Origin of the sequence: Acetatifactor muris, from assembly GCF_024623325.1 — a bacterium.
Lineage (GTDB): Bacteria > Bacillota > Clostridia > Lachnospirales > Lachnospiraceae > Acetatifactor > Acetatifactor muris.
Window position 1 is genome coordinate 67,006 of sequence record NZ_JANJZD010000008.1, and the last position, 19,543, is coordinate 86,548.

At 43.9% G+C, this 19,543-nt stretch carries 21 protein-coding genes; 1 reads left to right on the top strand and 20 read right to left on the bottom strand.

Annotated elements, in window-relative coordinates; all coding sequences use genetic code 11:
• Nucleotides 1–1,116: 1,116 nt before the first annotated feature.
• Nucleotides 1,117–1,563 (top strand): signal peptidase II, encoded by a 447-nt coding sequence (locus tag NSB25_RS09195; protein ID WP_103237489.1) that lies wholly within the window; start codon nucleotides 1,117–1,119, stop codon nucleotides 1,561–1,563.
• A gap of 54 nt (nucleotides 1,564–1,617) precedes the next feature.
• Here NSB25_RS09195 and arcC read toward each other — a convergent pair whose 3' ends face one another.
• The 20 genes from arcC to NSB25_RS09295 all read right to left on the bottom strand — a co-directional run bounded on the left by arcC (nucleotide 1,618) and on the right by NSB25_RS09295 (nucleotide 19,349).
• Nucleotides 1,618–2,553, bottom strand: a complete 936-nt coding sequence (gene arcC / locus NSB25_RS09200; RefSeq protein WP_103237490.1) for a carbamate kinase — start codon at nucleotides 2,551–2,553, stop codon at nucleotides 1,618–1,620.
• A gap of 81 nt (nucleotides 2,554–2,634) precedes the next feature.
• Complete coding sequence (locus NSB25_RS09205; protein WP_103237491.1) at nucleotides 2,635–3,630, bottom strand: helix-turn-helix domain-containing protein; 996 nt, start codon at nucleotides 3,628–3,630, stop codon at nucleotides 2,635–2,637.
• Nucleotides 3,631–3,889: 259 nt separating this feature from the next.
• Nucleotides 3,890–5,002 carry a type IV pilus twitching motility protein PilT gene (locus tag NSB25_RS09210; protein WP_334293780.1) on the bottom strand — a complete coding sequence of 371 codons (1,113 nt, stop codon included), beginning with the start codon at nucleotides 5,000–5,002 and terminating at the stop codon, nucleotides 3,890–3,892.
• Nucleotides 5,003–5,104: 102 nt separating this feature from the next.
• Nucleotides 5,105–5,512, bottom strand: coding sequence for a hypothetical protein (locus NSB25_RS09215; protein ID WP_103237493.1), 408 nt, complete (start codon nucleotides 5,510–5,512; stop codon nucleotides 5,105–5,107).
• A gap of 84 nt (nucleotides 5,513–5,596) precedes the next feature.
• Nucleotides 5,597–6,061, bottom strand: a complete 465-nt coding sequence (locus NSB25_RS09220; RefSeq protein WP_103237494.1) for a hypothetical protein — start codon at nucleotides 6,059–6,061, stop codon at nucleotides 5,597–5,599.
• Nucleotides 6,058–6,537 carry a DUF4860 domain-containing protein gene (locus NSB25_RS09225; RefSeq protein WP_146039928.1) on the bottom strand — a complete coding sequence of 160 codons (480 nt, stop codon included), beginning with the start codon at nucleotides 6,535–6,537 and terminating at the stop codon, nucleotides 6,058–6,060. The genes NSB25_RS09220 and NSB25_RS09225 overlap by 4 nt, the downstream gene beginning before the upstream one ends.
• A gap of 25 nt (nucleotides 6,538–6,562) precedes the next feature.
• Nucleotides 6,563–6,880, bottom strand: a complete 318-nt coding sequence (locus NSB25_RS09230) for a hypothetical protein (RefSeq protein WP_103237496.1) — start codon at nucleotides 6,878–6,880, stop codon at nucleotides 6,563–6,565.
• A gap of 76 nt (nucleotides 6,881–6,956) precedes the next feature.
• Nucleotides 6,957–8,000 carry a type II secretion system F family protein gene (locus NSB25_RS09235; protein ID WP_146039929.1) on the bottom strand — a complete coding sequence of 348 codons (1,044 nt, stop codon included), beginning with the start codon at nucleotides 7,998–8,000 and terminating at the stop codon, nucleotides 6,957–6,959.
• Between the two features lie 131 nt (nucleotides 8,001–8,131).
• Nucleotides 8,132–9,085 carry a transglutaminase-like domain-containing protein gene (locus NSB25_RS09240; RefSeq protein WP_172454900.1) on the bottom strand — a complete coding sequence of 318 codons (954 nt, stop codon included), beginning with the start codon at nucleotides 9,083–9,085 and terminating at the stop codon, nucleotides 8,132–8,134.
• A 344-nt stretch (nucleotides 9,086–9,429) separates the two neighbouring features.
• Nucleotides 9,430–10,410, bottom strand: coding sequence for a transketolase family protein (locus NSB25_RS09245; RefSeq protein ID WP_103237499.1), 981 nt, complete (start codon nucleotides 10,408–10,410; stop codon nucleotides 9,430–9,432).
• Nucleotides 10,407–11,237 carry a transketolase gene (locus tag NSB25_RS09250; protein WP_103237500.1) on the bottom strand — a complete coding sequence of 277 codons (831 nt, stop codon included), beginning with the start codon at nucleotides 11,235–11,237 and terminating at the stop codon, nucleotides 10,407–10,409. The genes NSB25_RS09245 and NSB25_RS09250 overlap by 4 nt, the downstream gene beginning before the upstream one ends.
• Nucleotides 11,237–11,980, bottom strand: a complete 744-nt coding sequence (locus NSB25_RS09255) for an SDR family NAD(P)-dependent oxidoreductase (RefSeq protein ID WP_242982226.1) — start codon at nucleotides 11,978–11,980, stop codon at nucleotides 11,237–11,239. The genes NSB25_RS09250 and NSB25_RS09255 overlap by 1 nt, the downstream gene beginning before the upstream one ends.
• A 12-nt stretch (nucleotides 11,981–11,992) precedes the next feature.
• Nucleotides 11,993–12,952 carry a lactate/malate family dehydrogenase gene (locus NSB25_RS09260; protein ID WP_103237501.1) on the bottom strand — a complete coding sequence of 320 codons (960 nt, stop codon included), beginning with the start codon at nucleotides 12,950–12,952 and terminating at the stop codon, nucleotides 11,993–11,995.
• A 20-nt stretch (nucleotides 12,953–12,972) separates the two neighbouring features.
• Entirely contained in the window at nucleotides 12,973–14,202 is a 1,230-nt protein-coding gene (locus tag NSB25_RS09265) for an acyl-CoA reductase (RefSeq protein WP_103237502.1), read from the bottom strand.
• Nucleotides 14,183–15,274 (bottom strand): LuxE/PaaK family acyltransferase, encoded by a 1,092-nt coding sequence (locus NSB25_RS09270; protein WP_103237503.1) that lies wholly within the window; start codon nucleotides 15,272–15,274, stop codon nucleotides 14,183–14,185. The genes NSB25_RS09265 and NSB25_RS09270 overlap by 20 nt, the downstream gene beginning before the upstream one ends.
• On the bottom strand, nucleotides 15,271–15,969 hold the full coding sequence (locus NSB25_RS09275; RefSeq protein WP_103237504.1) for a thioesterase II family protein: 699 nt from the start codon (nucleotides 15,967–15,969) through the stop codon (nucleotides 15,271–15,273). Before NSB25_RS09275 ends, NSB25_RS09270 begins: the two co-directional genes overlap by 4 nt.
• A complete protein-coding gene (locus NSB25_RS09280; RefSeq protein ID WP_103237505.1) occupies nucleotides 15,966–17,402 on the bottom strand; it encodes an AMP-binding protein in 1,437 nt (478 codons plus the stop codon). The genes NSB25_RS09275 and NSB25_RS09280 overlap by 4 nt, the downstream gene beginning before the upstream one ends.
• A 10-nt stretch (nucleotides 17,403–17,412) precedes the next feature.
• Nucleotides 17,413–17,652, bottom strand: a complete 240-nt coding sequence (locus NSB25_RS09285; RefSeq protein WP_103237506.1) for an acyl carrier protein — start codon at nucleotides 17,650–17,652, stop codon at nucleotides 17,413–17,415.
• A 21-nt stretch (nucleotides 17,653–17,673) separates the two neighbouring features.
• Complete coding sequence (locus NSB25_RS09290; RefSeq protein ID WP_172454901.1) at nucleotides 17,674–18,210, bottom strand: GNAT family N-acetyltransferase; 537 nt, start codon at nucleotides 18,208–18,210, stop codon at nucleotides 17,674–17,676.
• A gap of 2 nt (nucleotides 18,211–18,212) precedes the next feature.
• Entirely contained in the window at nucleotides 18,213–19,349 is a 1,137-nt protein-coding gene (locus NSB25_RS09295; protein ID WP_103237508.1) for a DegT/DnrJ/EryC1/StrS family aminotransferase, read from the bottom strand.
• Nucleotides 19,350–19,543: the final 194 nt, after the last annotated feature.

Genomic DNA, 19,543 nt, shown 5'->3' on the forward strand with positions numbered 1-19,543 from the left:
TTACTGGGGACTGCCACTAAGTCCAGGTTACTGCGGCAAGGCAAGTTTAAAACAAAGGGACGGCAGAGGAGGCCGGTGGTTCTTTCCTCGGCGGGGTAACGCGCCGGTAAACTAAGCCTCAACTTCGACTAAAGCGCGAAAGTACCGCGCTTAAGTCTGCGTAGAGGCTGGATTTTACCTCTGCTAAGGGCACCCCTCAGTGCTGTCGGAAAGAACCACCGGCCTCCTCTGCCTGTTTCTCTGCAAGTTACACTGACTTGGGGCAGATATGGACTAAACTTTCTGGTCTGGTATGGTTTGTAAAGTTCCAGTCTTCTGTAGCCATAAGTTGGTCTGCAGTATTACCCCACGAAACCCTGCGGAAAGACAGGCGGAGAAGGGGTGGGAGGCTCTTTCCAAGTGTCCGCAAGGACACTTTTTGCACCAAAGGGGTGCCCTTAGCAGAGATGAAATCCACTGCCTACTGAAACTTGGGAGCGGTACTTTCGCTCCTTAGTTTCTGTTGGCAGTTAGTTCATCGGCGCGTTACCAAAGAACCTCCCACCCCTTCTCCGCCGTCCCTTCGCTTTAAAGGAAGGGCCTTTGTTGAGCCTTGCGGGTATCCTGGTCTTTAGCGGCAGGGCCCTGTTGGGCCTTGCAGGTATCCTGGTCTTTAGCGGCAGGGCCCTGTTGGGCCTTGCGGGTATTCTGGCCTCAGGACCTTTACAGGTCCTTGCGGGGACCTGCCCCTCGTGAAGTAAACGCGAATTTTCCTGCCAGCACAGCCATCTAAAAATTTTAAAAGTACTTGTACACAGCAGAAAGCTATGCTATAGTAAACATGTTATCATCCGCTGGTTTATACTTCGGGTGAAGTATCTAAATTCAGCGCACAGGAATCTGCAAATTCCAAAAGCCACTGAATTCTGTTGTATCGGCTTTTCGCCACCTTTTCAAGCGAAATAAAACAAAATAAGGGCAGGCGAAGCAGCGTTTCTTCTTTTCGATAAGAGAACTGGGGAAAAACGGAGAGAAAAAGGCAGAAGGCAGACATGGCAGTTGAATTGCGACAAAATGATTCCATATGTTCGAATCTGTCGTTGAAAATCCTGCGTTATAGGAAAGGAATGGAAAAATATGGGCTTATTATTTCTATATATTCTCCTCATTACGGGCATTTTTGCAGGAGAATTCTGGCTGAAAAACCGGGCGGAAAACAGAGAAAGCAGCGCAGGACAGACAAAGTTTATCCTGATCCGCCGATATCATAACCGTGGTGCCGCGCTTAATTTGGGGCAGCGTCACAGGCGTATTGTAGCTGCCGTTTCGGCAGTATTCTGCCTGCTTGCGTTTATCTGCTTTCTTCTCAGCCTGGGGCAGAAGGGGAATCACCTGCTGCGCCTGGGTCTTGCCATTTTGCTGGGCGGTGCCTTCAGCAATACCTATGACAGACTGAAGAGAAAATATGTTGTGGACTATTTCTCTTTCAATGTAAAATGGAAACCGCTCCGTCGGATTGTATTTAATCTTTCGGATTTCTGCATTATAGCAGGTGCATTGCTGGCGGCCATTGAAGCGCCATAATCCACAGCAGCTCCCCCGACCTTTCATGCAGGACAGGGGAGCTGCCGCAGGGGATTACTGTGTTATCACAGTTCCTGCCCTGCCCTTCACGGCATCTCTGACTTTTTTCATGGAAGTGATCAGGACCCTGCCTTTTTTCACCTTCTCCAGATAGGCAATGGCAGCTTCAATCTTCGGGAGCATGGTTCCTGCTTCAAACTGTCCCTGATTGATTTCTGCTTTCGCCTCAGCTACAGTCATAGCCGTGACAGGTGTCTGATTTTCTGATCCATAATTCCTGTACACGCATTCCACGCCTGTGAGAATTATCAGCTCATCGCAGTTCAAATCTGCAGCCAGCTTCCCGGCAATGGCATCTTTTTCGATCACAGCAGAAGCGCCTTTCAGCACATGCTGCTGTTCAATCACAGGAATGCCCCCACCTCCGCAGGCAATCACCACCTGGTCAGCCTCTGCCAATGTACGAATGGCCTCAATTTCCACAATATCTATGGGTTTGGGCGCTGCAACCACTCTGCGATAGCCCTTGCCGGGATATTCCCGCACGTAATTCCCCTTCTTAATCTCTGTCTCCGCGTCCTCTTTTGCCATATAACGACCAATGACTTTGGTCGGTTCATAAAAAGCTTCATCATAGGGATCCACAGTCACCTGGGTCAGAATGGTGCTGACAGATTTGGGAATCCCCCGGCTCAGCAGCTCTGAACGAAGCGCATTTTGAATATCATATCCCACATAGCCCTGGCTCATGGCCGAACATACGCACATGGGCGCCGGAGTATAATCAATATACACCCGGTGCAGTTCCGTCATTGCCTTGTGAATCATGCTGACCTGCGGACCATTGCTGTGTGTAATTGTCAGCTGATAATCCTCTTCCACAAGATCCGCCAGCGCTCCTGCCGTCACCTTAACCGCATCTCTCTGGGCGCCTGTGGTATATCCCAAAGCGTCATGTCCAAGGGAAACTACTGCTGTTTTTCTGCTCATTTTATCTACCTCTCTGTCCGAAAGCAGGTTTCCTGTGTATACAGGATTCCTGCCTCATGCCTGCGAATCTTCGGCACTGACTCATTTCCTTCGCTTATTATTGAACACTGCTTTCAGGATACACAGGAGCGCCCCAAAAAGCAGTGCCGCCACCGGCCATATCAGCGCGACCGTCTTCCACTCATATCCGCCTAATCCCAGACCCAGGAAAGCTGCCACTACCAGGCACCAGTACGCTCCGGAAATAAGGGAAATCTTCTGTGCTTCTGCCTTTTTCTCCTCTGTATAGTCGCCTTCCTGAAGCAACTTGTCATAACTGCCTCTGATACTTTCCACCCACACAAACAGGAACACTGCCGCTGCCACAAATCCCAGCAATACAGTGACACAGATAATCAATACAAAATCTTCTGCAGTGAAGGCTGCTGCCAGCATGGTAGGTACCACACCCAGAATGCACAATACAGTTCCCACGGTAATCCCCATATTGTAAGTCCAGGAAAATGCTTCTTTTTTCTTTGCTGCCATTCCTTTTACTCCGTATTGCAGCGTCAGCTTTTCCTTTTCCAGGTATTCATACTTTTCCAACTGTGTCCCGGTAAATACAAATACTGCTACACCCATTGCCACCAGAACTAATAATATGGCCACCCCGATTCCGCCTGCCATATCTTCACTTAAAAGCATTTTGCCATACTCGGCCATCCCTCCAAGCAGAAGAAGCGGAATCGGTGACAATACACACAGGGCTGTAGCCGCTGCTCTGGGAAGCGCAAACCGCTTCGTCAGATTCAGAAATCGGTCGGCTTCTTCCATGGATACAATCTTAGCCTCTGCTTCCTCTGACACAACTTCCAATTCAGCAGGCTCTGCTTCCTCCGTCTCTTCCTTCAGTAAATAATCTGTGCTGACCGCAAACAGCTGACTCAGCATAATAATTTTATCAATATCGGGAATGGAAGTTCCGCTTTCCCACTTTGACACAGACTGCCTGGAAATGTCAAGCTTATCTGCCAGTTCCTCCTGAGACCATCCTTTTTTCTTTCTGAGCACCATTACCTTTTCGCTGAAATTCATTTCTTTTCCTGCCGCATTCGCAGCTTTTCCTTTCTGTGTTTTCTACATGTATTCGTTCAGCTCGTCTTCTCTCATAACAATTCAAACTACATCTGAATGTTACATACGCGCTGAGCACATGAAAAACATATCAGAAATTCCGGTTGTCAACCACCAACTGCGCTTTGCAATCTGTCAACCGGCGGTTGCAACTGCTTTTTGGCATGCTCGGATTGCACTTTTTATCTCTCTCCTGCTTCAGCTACAGGCATTTCAGAAATCATTTCTGTCCCTCCAGACGCTTTTCCATATATTCATATCCATAATGGGTCCGGAATTTCAATGCCGTTGATTTGGAAATTTTGCCCTGCGCATACAGTTTCAGAAGACTTCCGTCCATGGTGCACATTCCGTCATTCATACCGGACTGCATGACAGAATCCAACTGGTTCACTTTGTTCTCCCGAATGATATTCTGAACGGCATCCGTCACCTTCAGAATCTCAAATACGGGAATTCTGACCTGATTGCCGTTGTCGCCTTCCTCGGTGGTAGGCACAAGCTGCTGACAAACTACCGCTTTCAACACCTGAGCAAGCTGAACTCTGGCCTGCTCTTTATCGGGAAATACATCCACAATACGGTTGATGGTATCCGCCGCGCTGCTGGTATGCAGCGTACTGAATACCAGCACCCCTGTCTCCGCTGCGATAAGCGCCGAATAAATAGTATCGTAATCTCGCATTTCTCCCAGGAATATCACATCCGGGCTCTCTCTCAGAGCGGAGCGGAGGGCGTCCAGATAGCCCGGCGTGTCAATAGAAATCTCTCGTTGGGTCACAATAGCGCTTTTGTGCCGGTGAATATACTCAATGGGATCTTCCATAGTGATAATATGGCAGTCACGAGTACTGTTTATACGGTCTATCATACAGGCCAGCGTGGTAGATTTCCCTGTTCCCGCCGCACCTGTCACCAGCACCAGTCCGCCGCTGGTATCGGCCAGTGAAAGGACATCTTCCGAAATTCGCAGTCGTGCCGGGTCCGGCAGTTCAAAGCGAATCACGCGGATAACTGCCGCCAGAGAGCCTCTCTGCCGGAACACATTGACACGAAAGCGTCCTCCCGGAAATGTACCATGTTCCGTTTCTCTCCTGGGCATAGACAGTGAAAAGTCATCGTCTTCCCCGCGTTCAAGCCGCGTGCGGTCACGATGGGCCTCCTGGTAGATCTCGTCCACCAACTGTCCAATCACATTCGGCATCATCATTTTATCCCCGATTCTCTTCTGCCTGCCATTTCGTTTCATCGTAACCGGCAATCCTGCCACCAGAAAAATATCAGAGACATCTTCATCCCGCACTGCCTGCTCCAGAATCTCATATATGCCAATATTTCTGTCCATCTGTCCGTCCACCTCTCTATTTTACTCCGATGCAACAGTTCTGCCTTCCGGCCTGACCGTTACATATCTGTCACCATGGTTCATACTGCATTAATCCCCAAGCCAGAGATTTCCCATATCCGTTTCCGGCTCCCACGCCTTTCTGATTCTCCAACCACACACACGAAATCCTGAAGTCTCGTCCGGCACAATTTCCACCGTCAGCGTATACTGGTTCTCAGAAAAAGTCTTCCGAATTACACCTGTCTCGTCTGTCTCTGTCTCTTCCATCCGGGTTATATCTCCGCCTTCCGCCAGAAATTCTTTCACCTGTCGCAAAAACGTCTGTCCGTAAAGCTCCAGTTCATATCTGGTCCGCACGGTGTCCGCGTACTGCTGAGCAAGACTTAAATCCGCCCGGGCTGTGGTGAAATTCAAGATTCCCAATGTGGTCATACATATACTGATAACCGTCAGCAGAATCGCCAGCGGTCCCAGCCTGATGGGGATATGTCTCATGATAAATCCACACCTTTCTGCAATCTGTAAGTTCGTAACAATTCCACGACCTGTCTGAACTGTCGCGTAAATTCCCCAAACTGCCTAATGTCCCATATATACCGCCGTCTTCAGCATGTACAGCTGTTCTCCGCTGTCCTCCCTGGACACGTTAATCACACCCTGTGTCAGTCCGTTTTCATTTCCTGCTTCCGGTACCCACAGCACCTCCACCAGAAAGCTGCCATCCGCCGCCGGCTTCATTTTCTCGTCATATCTTGCCTGCAGAACCTCCTGACCGTCCTGCCGCAGAATCTCAACGTTTCCATCCTCCTCCAGCAGAACGGCCAGCATTTCCAGGCTGTCGGAAGCGGCCAGAGCCTCTGCCGCGTTCTCTGCCAGATGTACCGCATTGGTCAGTACCTTTGCCTTCCCACTCATCTGTCCTGACAAGGCAAAAACTTTTGTCAACACCAGAATCACCGCGATAAATATCAGCGCCAAAACCAATGTCTCCATATAAAATGATGTGATATGCTGCCCTTTACCTTCTTCCCTGTATCCTCTCATCTGCTGCCTTCCCGCACATCCGCCTGCCGGCTTCTCATATGAAACAATACTCTTCCCCCATCAGTGGTGACGACAAATGTATCTTCCGCTATCTCTTCCACCAGGAAACTTTCCGTCTCTCCGATTACCCTTGCCGCCGCCGGATTCATCTCTCCGCCAGCCTGTCCGTACTCTTCCATGAGACAGCCATCCTGCCAATAGATTCGAAAGCAGTATCCGGAGTCCCCGTCCGCAATGCTCAGTATCTGAGAGCCGCCCTCTTTAGAAAGCGTAACCGCCCCTGCACTGTCGCTGGATTTTACACAGGTAGTCAGATAGGACAGCAACACCCTGCTCTGATTGTTTTCCGTCTGACCTGACACAGTACTGCGATAGGTCTGTGCACCAAAAAGAACCACCAGAAAAAAGCCGGCCAGAAAAAGACAGGCAATTCCCATTGTATAGAAAGCCATCGGCAGATTTCTGTCATGTTCCATGGTTCCTTCTCCTTTTTCATACAATCTATTCTCTGCTCACCACCCGCACATCCGGAGGCAGATTGGAGGCAAAGATATCATATGCAACAAAAAAATCCTCTCTGTTGATCTGAAGTCCGTAATTTTCCTCCAGATACTCCAGACTGGGCGGATAGTTTCCTTCCACCACATAACATTGCAGCGCACTGCGTTCAACGGCAGCCTTCAGCGCCGCGGCACTCTCTTCTCCCATATCTTCACCGGAAGTCCTCGCCCCCCATTGAAGCAGAAATACCGCAATCGCCGCAGTCACCGCCGCAAATATTATCAAAGGATAACGCTTTCGCCTTTTATCCACATACATATTCGTCCCCCCTGCCGCATTTAGGCACAAAATGAAAAGCCTGTTACTGTGAAGATTGTAAACCGTAACAAAAATCCTAACCTACCGCATTCATCATACCAATCAGCGGAAGCATAACACTGAGCAGGGAAAGTCCCACTGTCAGCATCAGAATGCCTGACAGAAGCGGATCCACAATTCCCACCAGACGATCCACCAACGCGGAACAGTGACCGCTCAGCAAATCAGTAAGCTTCTGAAGCACCGATTCCAGATTGCCGCTGCGCTCTCCAGCCAGAAGCATTCTCCCATAGACAGGTTCAAACAGCTTCTCTTCGAATGCGGCCTGCGCTATGCCATGTCCTTCTCCCATACGGCTGATACATCGTCCGATTCTCTCCTCCACAGGTCTGCAGGAAACCATCTTGCTGCTTTCCGCCATTGCCGTATCCTGCATCTCACCGCTGGCCAGAAAAGTAGATAGCGCCGCCGTAAAACGGAACATTCCCAGACTCTCCAATATGACGGCACAAACCGGGATTTTCCCCAGTATGCTCTCCACAATATGCCGCCTCCTGCCGTTCCAGAGAACAAATCCCAGAACCAGTCCCACAATCACAAGCACCATAACCGCCAGTGCAGCCCAGCAGAAGCCATAGGCCCAGCGTACATATGCATAAGAAGAAGCCGTCAGGCTCCCAGTCAGATTCTCATATACTTCGTTAAACGCCGGAAGCACCATAGTCAGCATGACTGCCAGCACAGCCACAATAATAACCAGCATGGCTATGGGATAGATAACCGCATTCTTCAGCTTTACCGCCATGGTCTTCTGTTCCGCATAATACCTTGCAAGCTGGAAAAGCACATCTTCCAGACGTCCTGCATTCTCTCCAGCACTGACCATTCTGACCGCGTATTCCGGAAAAATCCCTGTGGTCTTCATAGCGGCGGATAACCTCCTGCCGGCTTCTGTCTCTGTCTGCATGATCTTCAGTCCCCGTTCCAGGACACCGCCCTGTTCCCTTCCGGACTGCAGCAGCGCCACGGCCTCGTCCATCTGAATTCCGGACCGGACCATCATCGCCATACTTTCACAGAATGCACTTACTCCCAGACTGTCCAGTTTTTTCTGTCTCATTTTATTTCTCCCAATTACAATTCTGCAACTTTCTTCCAGCTCTTCCTTTCCCGGCAATCCCCGGATACTTTCCGTCCATCCCTTTTGCGGCCGCTGGTCAATATGATTGCTGATTTATAGTTCCGGTTTCTTCAATAATAATATACATCCGCATAGTTTGTACCATCTCCGATAAAGGTACCATCCGCACCGTTTGCCGAAAAAGTCAGATCCAGGCGGTTCCAGTCACCACTTTTCACCTCATAGTCTACGGTCACCCAGCCGGTTTCCTCCGTGTAAAACATATTCCAGGCATGATACAGATTATCCGGCGACACATTGCCGAAAACCATCTTCGTGGGAATCCCCTGGCTGCGAAGCATAGACGCCGCAAGCGCGGCATAGTCAAAACAGATTCCCTTTCCTGTCCGCAGAGTCTCGTCGGGATCCGGCAGATAGCTCTTGTTGTTCTGCACTGTTGACGCCTTTTCTCTGTCATATGTCACCGAATCACAGATGTATTCAAAAACGGCCGCCACAAAAGCAACCGCATCCTCCGCCTCTTCCGCCAGCTCCCCGGCCTTCTTCACACATTCCGAGTCCTTACTGTAGCTGACATAATCACTGGGCCGCAGAAAAGGCTGAAATTCGTCCGTCAGCTTCACTTCCTGGTCCGTGGTATACATAACGGCATAATTCGTCTCCGTCGTATTCACCATGACCCGAAAAGTGTATACCCCATCCCCACACTGAACAGGAAATATCGACGGTGTCCCGTCATTGGCCACATTATAAGTATAAGTGTCCTCTCCCTTAATCACCTGAAATTTCAATCTGGAATCTGCTTTCGCCGAGACAGCCACATATCCCGAAGCTACGGCTGACAGATCTATCTGTGCTTTGTCATCTCCCACAGCCTTATCGGCATGAAAGGCAGAATCGGCAAACTCCGGAATCTGGTAATGGGTCTTTGTGCTTTCCGTCTTCTCACTTCCTGAAGCCGCATGTACCGTGGACTGTCCTTCCGTCTCTCCGCCTCCCCCTCCGCAGCCGCTGAGACACAGTAACAGAGCCAACGCCAGACACTTTATTCTATTATGACGCATAAAAATATTATCACTCTCCCACGCGTCCAACGGCATCCGCATGCCGTGGAGAACCAAACTGAACTTCACTTTTCATCAAATGCCCTGCCGGCGCGGAATTGCATCCGGTATTTGAAGAGAAAAATTCCTATGATACTTGATGATAACTCATTTTGGGGAAAATTTCAACTGTATGAGGGAATTATTTTGGGGGAATTATCTGCACTTTGGCCATATCCCCCTGAAATCGGTAAAACGAGAATTTTTTGAAAATTCAGAAACAAAAGACTGCTTTCTGGATCAAATCAATTTTTAGAATTGCAAACCGCACTATATCCTGGTGATTGCCATCAGCATCAATAGTCTCATTCTTTTATATATCTGTACATGGTGCTTACTCTTTCCGCTATCTGCTCCCCTGTTAAGCCACTCTGCTCAATCTGATACTGGTAATCGCCAGGCTTGACAAACAAATCTTCAATCCCAATAATGTCTAACGGAGCATGTTTTTCTTTTTTCACCAGAACTTCACTTACAGCGCTTCCTAAGCCTCCAAGAATACTGTGCTCTTCAACGGTTATTACCAGCCTGTGATTATCAGAAGCCACATTGACAGTCTCCTCATCCAAAGGCTTAATTGTATGCATATTAATGACACTGCAACTGATACCTTCTTCTTCAAGAATGGCTGCTGCTTTCAAAGACTGGCTTACCATAGAACCTGCAGCGATAAAACATACATCCTCACCCTGCTTTAACTGTATGGCCTTTCCTATTTCAAAATCATAATCTTCTTTATATATGACAGGTGTATTAACAGGTCCAGTCAAACGAATATAGGTAGGATCATTTGTCTTTGCAGCGGCAAGCATACATTTTATTACTTCTGTGCAATCTGCAGGAGACAGTACTACAATATTAGGCAGAGAACGCATAAACGCAATATCCTCCACACTTATATGCGTTGCTCCCAATATTCCTGCTCCGTAACCTGCTGTCAGACCAAGCATTTTTATTGGCAGCTTCATATATGCCATATTAACTCTAACCTGATCTGCACACCTGGAAGAGCAAAAACTTGCATAAGTTGAAACAAAAGGTATAAATCCTTCTTTTGCCAGTCCACCGGCAGCACCCACCATATTCTGTTCAGCTATACCAAAATTATATAATTTATCTGGATATTGCTCCCTGAATCGCTCCAACCCAGAAAAAAAACACAAATCAGCTGTGAGCATCAGCACTTTCGGATTACTTTCTACCATTTCCATTGCAGCACTTCCTACAGCACCACTTGGTCCCAAACGAGACCAGATACGAATATTTTTAGAATCAATCTTAATCATAATATAGTCTCCAGTTCTTCTATCGCCTGTTCATATTGCATCTTCGAAAGCCTGGAATTGTGAAATCTCCAATTATTCTCCATATATGAGATCCCTTTTCCCTTAACAGTTTTTGCAATAATAACAAACGGCTTATCATTTTTCATATCATAAGCATCAATCAATGCTTCAACATTGTGGCCATCCAGCTCAATTACATCCCATCCAAATGACTTCCATTTTTCACCCATCGGAGACATATTAAGAACGGCATCTGTTTCCCCGTCATACTGAATCCCATTTGTATCTATAATTGCCACAAGTCTGTTCAGGCCAAAGTGTGATGCACTTGCTGCCGCTTCCCAGACTGAACCCTCATCACACTCTCCGTCCCCCATAAAAACAAAAACTCTGGACTTGTCATTATTCTTACGCTTTAGGGCAAGGCAGACACCTACCCCCAAAGAAAGCCCCTGTCCCAGACTGCCGCTTGCAAACTCTATTCCGCGAAGTCCATTTAAGGAGGGGTGACCAGAAAGCAGCGACCCATTCTTTTTGAATTCGTCTAACTGCTCTCTTTCCAGAATCCCTGCCTGGACCATGGCCGGATATAAAGCAAGCGCCGCATGACCTTTGCTTAGAATTACCCGATCCCGTTCTTCCCATTCTGTATTTTCATTATTATATCTAAGGCGGCCAACATATAATGCAGAAAGCATTTCTGCCATCGACAGACTGCCACCCAAATGAGCGCCTGTATTTCCAGTGGCATATGTCATATCTATAATATCTCTTCGTATTTGTAATGCTGCATCCGAGCATTTATCAACCATACCAAAATCAGCCATTACATTCCTCCGTCCACTCTGATTACCTGTCCCGTTATATAACTGGAGAGATCACTTGCTAAAAACATGATTACATTACTTATTTCATCAAGCTTTGCAACACGGTTCATCATAACATTTGAAATCACAGTATTTTTAAGCTCCTCATCAATAAGCTTCCCCATTTCAGTATCCACAATTCCTGGTGCTATTGCATTGACACGAATATTATATGGCGCAAATTCTCTGGCCAATTGTCTTACTCCGCCAATAACAGCTGCCTTGCTGGCTGCATATTCATACTGGGCAGGTCTGCCATCGATACCGGCAACAGATGAAATATTAACGATTGAACCTGAATGTTGTCGGATCATAAGCCTCGAAATATATTGCGTTAAAAGTGTCAGCCCGAAGAAATTAACTTCGAAAACTCTTTTCATTTTCGCTAAAGCTGTCATAGTAAAACCAGAGCTGTCTTCGACAACACCTGCAACATTTACAAGAATATCAACAGTGCGTTTGGAATTTTTAATTTCCATAACAGCTGCCTTAATCTGAGCTTCGTCAGTCATGTCAAAGTAAAGCGGCTGAATTTCTACAGAATATTTTTCTGATAATATTTTCATATCTGCTTCAAAGTCAGAGTCCTTTTTTCTCGCACATGCCCATACATTAGCCCCATTTCTGGCAAAAACCTCCACTGTAGCATGTCCTATTCCTCTTTTCGCACCAGTTATGACAGCATTTTTATTATCTAACAGCATTTCCATTACCTCTTAGCATTCCAGCTGACTTAATATTCCTCTTACCTTTTCAACTGCATCAAAAAATCTGCGGTATTCGTCCGGAGCCCATTTTTCACGTATTCTCTGCTGCACTCCAACAGGTCCTATTACAGACGGAACAGAGAGAGACACACCTCTTACGCCATGTTCGCCCATCAGTGGTGAGCTGACAGACACTATTGTAGGCCTCTGATTCATAATTGCATCAGCTATAAAGCATACGGAAGTCGCAATTCCATAATGGGTCTTTCCTTTTGCCCTTATTATCTCGGCTCCCATATCACGAGTTGTTGTCTCTATCTGCTCACGTATGTTGCTGTTCCATTCTATCCCTATACACTGACAATACTCTTCAATTGGTATTCCGCCAACTGTAACGCGACTCCAAACCGGAACCTGTCCATCTCCATGTTCCCCAACCAGATATCCGTTAATAACACCAGTACTCAAATTCAAATAATCCGCAACACTTCTGACAAATCTGGATGTATCAAGCAAACATCCAGAACCAAATACCATACCATTGGGAAGACTCATCCATTCGCTTGCTTTTTGGGTAAGAATATCAACCGGATTTGATATGACTAATATACACCCTCTGGTATAATGCTTTTTTACCGAGTCGATAACGCGTCTCATAATCTCTGCGTTTTCGCTTGTCATATCCAGCCTTGACTCTCCCTGTCGTCTATTACGCCCCGCTGTTATTATAATCAAATCGCAATCTGTACAATCCACATAGTCACCAGCATATAAGTCAGCAGTTCCCATGATCGGAATACCATGTCTGATATCTTTAGCCTCACCGTCACACTTTACCTTATCAATATCAATTAGTACAATTTCTCTTGCAATATTTCGCAATGCAAGTGCATATGCTATAGACGCCCCCACGAAACCGGCTCCAATAATCGCAACTTTCCTGGTGCCAATTTTATATACCGGCTTCATCCTGTTTACCTCCGCTATTCTTATATATTGATCTTTATTGTCCTGGTAAGTCTTTCAACAAGATTATAACCATCCCATATAAAATCAAAATCCATGGTTTTCCCAACGGAAACCACTCTATCAACGCCTTTAATTCCTGATTCTAAAAGTGGAATAATATCCTCTTTGGCGCCCAGATATCCTATGGTCTGACAACGCGTATTATTGCAGAAATCACGTATTTCAAGAATATTCTCACAATCATATTCAAAGAAATAACCGGAATTGTCTTTCAATTCCATTAGCTCCGATGTAACTTCTGATACATTCACTCTCACAATATAGTTATCTTTCCTGTCTTCAATTTTTATATTATTTCTTGTTGACGCAGCCAAATAACTGCTTGTAAGCTTGTTTATACCCATAATAGGCTGAAAAGTATACTTTTTTTTGACCAAATCATGCTCATACTTCCAGAAAATATTTTTTGCCTTTTCTTTTTCAGAGCCAATCCATACAATAAGTCTGGGGCTTGTACATGCATTCTGGTCAGACAAATAAGTATCATTATAAAACGCTTCCGCAAAGCGCTCTTTATTTTCCAGTTCCAGATATCTGTCACTATTGATAACAGCAAGAGAATACCTGTCAGCAAAAGTAACTTCTCCTGCTCTTGGGTTCAGCAGAGATTTTCTCAGTTCAGTGATGGTATTGTCTCCACCCCAAATAATACGCACGTCGGCCAATCTTGAAAAAAAATCGTTCACTTTTCTTTCTCTGCCGTATCTCACAAGGCATATATATGGTTTCATCTCAGGATACTTATTCAAGGCCTCATTTATTGCACGATTAATAATTGTCACTTGGGGGAATTCTTTTGAAGGAATTCTCACGATATTTGCATTTCCTGTAAGAATGCCCGATATCAATGAATATGCATAGTTAACCGGAACATTAGATGGTGCAATATGAAAAACAACTCCTTTTCCCACCTTAATATCACCAGAAACATTATTAAAACGTTCTTTCAACGCTAAAACAGATGCTTTTCTTATCCAAAATCCCAAGGTAAACACATCAGGATATGCCTTAGCTTCATTTGAACTCAGCAGTATCCTTGAGAGAGAATTTAAGAATTCAACAGCCAAATCATCAAAAGGTACCATGGCAGAAATATTCGGCAGTCCTAAAATGGCATCTATATCTCCAACAGAGAACTTTACATTTTTAACAGCTTCTCTCATTTCTAAATCAATTGAATGTTGCTGCATAGGTATCACTGCACCCCCTTATCTCAGCATTTTGAAGTCTGCCAAATATCTTAAAATATTTTCCCTTTCTACCGCACGGACAATCATCCTCCCCCAGAAGCATCCCCTCGTCTTCTGTAATGAGAGAATGTCCCGGATAAGACTCCGGAATAGCCGATACCACTTGTATAATACCTTTCTCTCCAATTTTACATACTGAAAAATCTTCTGGTCTTCTGATTACCACATCTGAAAATACACTTGCATGTAAATGCCCACATTCACATTCCATATAAATGCAGCCTGTCTGTTCAACCATCCCATAATAATCATGAATATGATCAAGCCCACAGACAGCCCTGAGACGTTGATGAAATTCCTCCGGACTCACAGCTTCACTGGCAAGCTTCTTCCAACCTCCTCCATGGATGAGAATTCCGTCAGACAAATCAAATTCAACGTTACTTTCCTTTAATCTGATAAGTTCTTTATAAAAATGCTGCCATACCATAAATGTAAATCCAAACATAAAAATACGTTGTCCATGATATTTTTCAAGAAATACTTTCAGTCCCTCAACATCAAGTCTCATATCATCATCTAAAGCATAAATTTTTTTAGACCCAAAAACAGAAAATCCAAGAATACCCGCTCCTCTTGCGGAAAACATTGCTCTGCTTTTGATAACAGAAGGACAGTCCAGAATAATCATAGGCATACGTCTGGAGCCTGTATACTCATTCACAATTTTAACCATTGTCTTCTGTTGGTTGGAAGATGTAATTTTATCTAAATAAATCCTGGAAACAGATTGACCGGATGTACCCGATGATGTCATTGTCTTCACAATTTTTTCATCCGAGATACTTTTTAAAGACAACTCTTTAAATAACCGAACTGGAAGGAACGGTAATTGTTCATAGTTTTGAACCTGATTCTCATCAAAAGAAATACTGTCAAGTATCTTCGCATATTCAGGGCAGTTTTCTCTATGATGTTTTGTCAGTTCTACCAGACGTTTCGTCAATATTCTGCTTTTATCTTTTTTATTTAATGAATACGGTGATATTTCTAATAATTCTTCATAAGTCATCTTACTGTCACCAACCTGTTTTTTATCTCCTCCGCGATCTCACTGCAATGTTCATTTATAAAAAAATGATTTCCTTTGTACTTTACAAAATCACATTTTTCCGTAAAATAATCACCCCATAAATTGATAGTCTCATATGGAGTATCTTCTTCCGAGTAGAATATCGTTGCCGGAATGTTTGATTTCAAGTTTAAATCTTCAAATCTGTATTTTCCAATAATAGAATAATCCGCCCTGTATATCGGTAAATATATTCTCCAAAAACTCTTATTATCAATTAAACTTTCTGGGATTGCCCCAAAATCAATTGTGCGTTTTCTGACCTGATCATCATTCTTTTTGTTGCTGTACTCCACAAGCTCTTTCCTGGTGTATGGTTCGTGCGCAGCCAGGAAAATATGCGCCGGCAACTTTCTGTTGTTTTTTAATATTAATTGGAGTACTTCTACTGCGGAAATACTCCCCATACTATATCCCATAAGAGCATAATCATCGCTTTCATTGATAATATTGCTTATGTTTTCATACATATCTTCTGCCAGTTCAAAAAAATCTTGATAAAAAGCCTCTCTATTACGCCTGCCATGTCCTGCATATTCTAAAGCAACCAATTCTATACTCGGTGTAAGTATTTTCTTCAGTCCATCATAAAATGATGCATTTCCACCAGCACAGGTAAAACATATAAGTTTCATAAATTATTCCGTTCCTGCCGCTGCAGTTCATAATACTTTGTAAGCTCTTTATAAAGTATTTTTCCCGAATCGTTCTTTGGGATTTCATCTATCACAATGGTTTTAAATGCTGACGGATTAAGTCTGGTTTTGAATACTACAAAATCTCTTACCTGATCTGCCAGTCCTTCATCAGTGACAAAAATATACATATGGTCATCTACTCCTGTACTGGCACAATCAATTCCATTAAATTTTCCTTTAATTAAACGATCCATCTCATCAAGGTTGACTCTATTCCCATAAATCTTAAGAAAGCGTTTCTTTCTGCCTACAATGAAATAATATCCATCTGTATCAAACTGTGCCATATCACCAGTCTGAAGAGCACCATTGCGCTCATCACCCTTTATCAGATCATCACCGCATTCCGCATATCCTAATGTAACATTTGGACCTTCGTAAACAAGTTCTCCTGTTACAAACGGTTCCGTTATATTATTTCCGTCAGCATCAATCAGTTTAAAATTCCCCCCAGGAATAGCAATGCCCATTGAACCGCACTTCTCAACTGCCTTATCCGCAGGAAGATATCCCATTCTCGCAGTAGCTTCACACTGTCCGTACATAACAATAAATTTCTTTTCATTTGCAGCCGCATATTCAGCAAATTTCGCATGTAACTCAGGAATAAGTTTTCCCCCTGCCTGAGTCATGTAACGAAGTGATGGAAGTTTCATACGATAGAACCTTAATCTTTCCAGTATCTCATACGTATATGGGACACCGCCAAATGAAGTTGCCTCATTATCCTTGAAAAAAGTCCAGAATTCCTTCTGCATCAGCCCTTTTTCAGTAACCAGAATCGTTGCCCCCACAAGCAAATGGCTGTTTATAATAGAAAGACCATACGTATAATTCATGGGAAGAGTAGTAATAGGCCTTTCGGTTTCATCCAACTCTAAATATTGCGCAATTGATTCAGCATTGGACAGGACGTTACTATAACTCTGTCTGACAAATTTAGGACTTCCAGTGGAGCCGGAAGTTGTAAGCATCAGACACAAATCATCAAATAAATCATTTGATTTGATATAACCTGTCTTCAAAAGTGTATATCCATAGGCTGAATATACTGACTGCATCTGTTGGAATTCCTTAACCAACTTTGTTGGAATCCATAAATATGATGGTAAATAGTTGTCTAATAAATTATTTAATAATTCTCTGTCAAGATAAGCATTCAAAAGAACCGGCGTAATCTTATTTTCAACAAAAGAGGTATAACCTGTTATAGAACCAATTGTATTAGTACAAAGGCAGAATACCAGACAACGCCTGCTAATCACATTACCAATTTTGTATCCCTCTTCCTGCAATTGTCTGTAAGTTACAGATATGCCATTCTCATCAACTATAGCAGTTTTATTTTGATATTTACCAAAATTCCACATACTGCTCTCCTTAAAATTCAATACTATAATTTACTGTTAAAATTTCTTTACCCTTTTCAAAAGAACTAAGATCAATAATATCATCTGTATCCATCATGATATCAAAGGTATCCTCAATAGCAGCCACAAGCCCCATATGGCCTACTGAATCCCAGCTTGCTACCTGCTGATATTCCAACCCTGCTAACTGGTCCTTCGTCAATTCTAATGATTCACAAAATGCCCGCTCATATTTTTCCAGATTAGTCATTCTATATTCCTCTCCTTCTTATTACCGATACATCATTTTTTTCTTTCCTTTGAATGCTTTATCAACAGCTTCCTTTGTATATGTTGCCTTGACCATATAATGACCATTATCATGCATCTCCGGCTCTTCCATAGTACATCCAAACTGCTTATTAAATCTGATTGCCCGATGATTATCAGCAAAAATATAGCCTGATACAGTCTCCATTCCTAAATACTCAAAAGCAAACTTAAAAATCAGCAACTGTGCCTCTGTACTTTGAAAAGCATTTCCCTTTACAGCCAAACGACCGGATTCACAGTTTTTTCCGTTAATATTGTACAAAGCAATAGTGCCTATACGTTCACCATTTTTATCCCAAACCACAAAAAAATAGTCTCCTGCTTTGCTTTGCTGAAATTTAATCCAGTTTTTTTGTTGTTCCAAAGTATTATCCAATGGCGGAAAAAACCTGGCAAAATCCGGGTCCTGTCTTATGTTTCTTGTAAAATCTGCATCCTCAGCTGTAACAGATTTCAAATCTACAAATCTGCCTTCTATAATTCTATCATAATACATACTCAGTTTTTCCTTATAAACTTCTCTACCACATCGCATATCTTCTGCACGTCTTCAAACGTCAAGTACAGATTCATCGGCAGAGAAATTGTGTGCTCACTTACATATTCAGCATAGGGACAACTTCCCTTCGCATAATTATACATATGATAGTTGATATTATTTGCATAATGAACACCCGGATAAATCTCAGCTGCGTTCAAAGCCATCATCAATTCATCACGTTTTTCGACACAAATCTGGAACAGATGACAGGCACTCTCACATCCCTCTTCGATCTTCACCAGCTTGATCTTGTCCGAATATCTGCTCAGTCTGTCACGATACCATGTAACCAGCTGACGTCGGTACGCATTGTCACGATCCAGATACTTCAGCTGCACCAGACCGATGGAAGCCATGATGGAATTCCCATGCCCTTTGTCTCCAACGTATTCAACATCATAACGCCACTTATAGTTGCCGGAATCAGAACTTCTTGCATAAGTATCCTTATTGATCCCCAGCCAGCATTTCTTGCGAACGATTTCATCAAACTCGCCACGTTTAAAGCAAATCATTCCACTGTCAGCAGTGGGTAGATTCTTAACAGCCTGAAAAGAATAAACAACAGCTTCTGCCTCTCTTCCGGGAATTTCACTCATATATCTGGTTCCTGCCATATGTGCTGCATCCAGAATAAGTTTCAGATTGTTCTCTTCACAGATCTTTACAATCTCATAGTAATGACCCATGTTACCACCAAGTCCCACATACATAACTGCTCTGGTCCTGTCTGTAATGCGCTCTTTCACAGACTCAGCTGTCATACACATAGTCTCGTCTATATCAGCAAATACCGCTTTCATATCAGACTTCAGAATTGCATGGTTAGAAGAAACAAAAGTAATTGGTGTCGTGATAATTTCATCACCGTCTTCCCAACCATATTGTTCCTTTAAAATATTTACCGCCATATAAAGCCCAATAGTAGAAGAATTCAAATAGTGTGCAAATGGAAGTCCTGTATATTCCTTCCATGCTTCCTCAAACTTTACAGTCTTAAAACCCATGCCGGTCCAACCGACTTCCAGACACTCCCTGATCTCTGCCAGACACTCATCGACCTCGTACTTTGCCTTAAACAACTGAATACCCATGATTATAATCTCCTTTTCTATACAGCCGATTGACAATAATTTTCTATAGTTTCATGTACTTTATCATTCTATCCTGTGTTTCGCTAATGTCCAACCGACTGTCCGTTTACCTGGGAGCTGTTGCAGATCTGGTAAAGAAACAGGTAAATAAAGAGTTTATCCTGCATTACATATATTCACCCACTTTTGACGAC

Bases quoted from the DNA above. Each gene is read 5' to 3' on its own strand.
- NSB25_RS09250 (WP_103237500.1), bottom strand. From the start codon at position 11,237: ATGGCTGATTTTGGTATGGTTGATAAATGCTCGGATGCAGCATTACAA.
- NSB25_RS09295 (WP_103237508.1), bottom strand. From the start codon at position 19,349: ATGGGTATTCAGTTGTTTAAGGCAAAGTACGAGGTCGATGAGTGTCTG.
- NSB25_RS09230 (WP_103237496.1), bottom strand. From the start codon at position 6,880: ATGTATGTGGATAAAAGGCGAAAGCGTTATCCTTTGATAATATTTGCG.
- NSB25_RS09285 (WP_103237506.1), bottom strand. From the start codon at position 17,652: ATGACTAATCTGGAAAAATATGAGCGGGCATTTTGTGAATCATTAGAA.
- NSB25_RS09255 (WP_242982226.1), bottom strand. From the start codon at position 11,980: ATGCTGTTAGATAATAAAAATGCTGTCATAACTGGTGCGAAAAGAGGA.
- NSB25_RS09260 (WP_103237501.1), bottom strand. From the start codon at position 12,952: ATGAAGCCGGTATATAAAATTGGCACCAGGAAAGTTGCGATTATTGGA.
- NSB25_RS09245 (WP_103237499.1), bottom strand. From the start codon at position 10,410: ATGATTAAGATTGATTCTAAAAATATTCGTATCTGGTCTCGTTTGGGA.
- NSB25_RS09205 (WP_103237491.1), bottom strand. From the start codon at position 3,630: ATGAATTTCAGCGAAAAGGTAATGGTGCTCAGAAAGAAAAAAGGATGG.
- NSB25_RS09220 (WP_103237494.1), bottom strand. From the start codon at position 6,061: ATGAGAGGATACAGGGAAGAAGGTAAAGGGCAGCATATCACATCATTT.
- NSB25_RS09270 (WP_103237503.1), bottom strand. From the start codon at position 15,274: ATGACTTATGAAGAATTATTAGAAATATCACCGTATTCATTAAATAAA.
- NSB25_RS09215 (WP_103237493.1), bottom strand. From the start codon at position 5,512: ATGAGACATATCCCCATCAGGCTGGGACCGCTGGCGATTCTGCTGACG.
- NSB25_RS09235 (WP_146039929.1), bottom strand. From the start codon at position 8,000: ATGAGACAGAAAAAACTGGACAGTCTGGGAGTAAGTGCATTCTGTGAA.
- NSB25_RS09225 (WP_146039928.1), bottom strand. From the start codon at position 6,537: ATGGAACATGACAGAAATCTGCCGATGGCTTTCTATACAATGGGAATT.
- NSB25_RS09280 (WP_103237505.1), bottom strand. From the start codon at position 17,402: ATGTGGAATTTTGGTAAATATCAAAATAAAACTGCTATAGTTGATGAG.
- NSB25_RS09290 (WP_172454901.1), bottom strand. From the start codon at position 18,210: ATGTATTATGATAGAATTATAGAAGGCAGATTTGTAGATTTGAAATCT.
- NSB25_RS09275 (WP_103237504.1), bottom strand. From the start codon at position 15,969: ATGAAACTTATATGTTTTACCTGTGCTGGTGGAAATGCATCATTTTAT.
- NSB25_RS09240 (WP_172454900.1), bottom strand. From the start codon at position 9,085: ATGCGTCATAATAGAATAAAGTGTCTGGCGTTGGCTCTGTTACTGTGT.
- NSB25_RS09195 (WP_103237489.1), top strand. From the start codon at position 1,117: ATGGGCTTATTATTTCTATATATTCTCCTCATTACGGGCATTTTTGCA.
- arcC (WP_103237490.1), bottom strand. From the start codon at position 2,553: ATGAGCAGAAAAACAGCAGTAGTTTCCCTTGGACATGACGCTTTGGGA.
- NSB25_RS09265 (WP_103237502.1), bottom strand. From the start codon at position 14,202: ATGCAGCAACATTCAATTGATTTAGAAATGAGAGAAGCTGTTAAAAAT.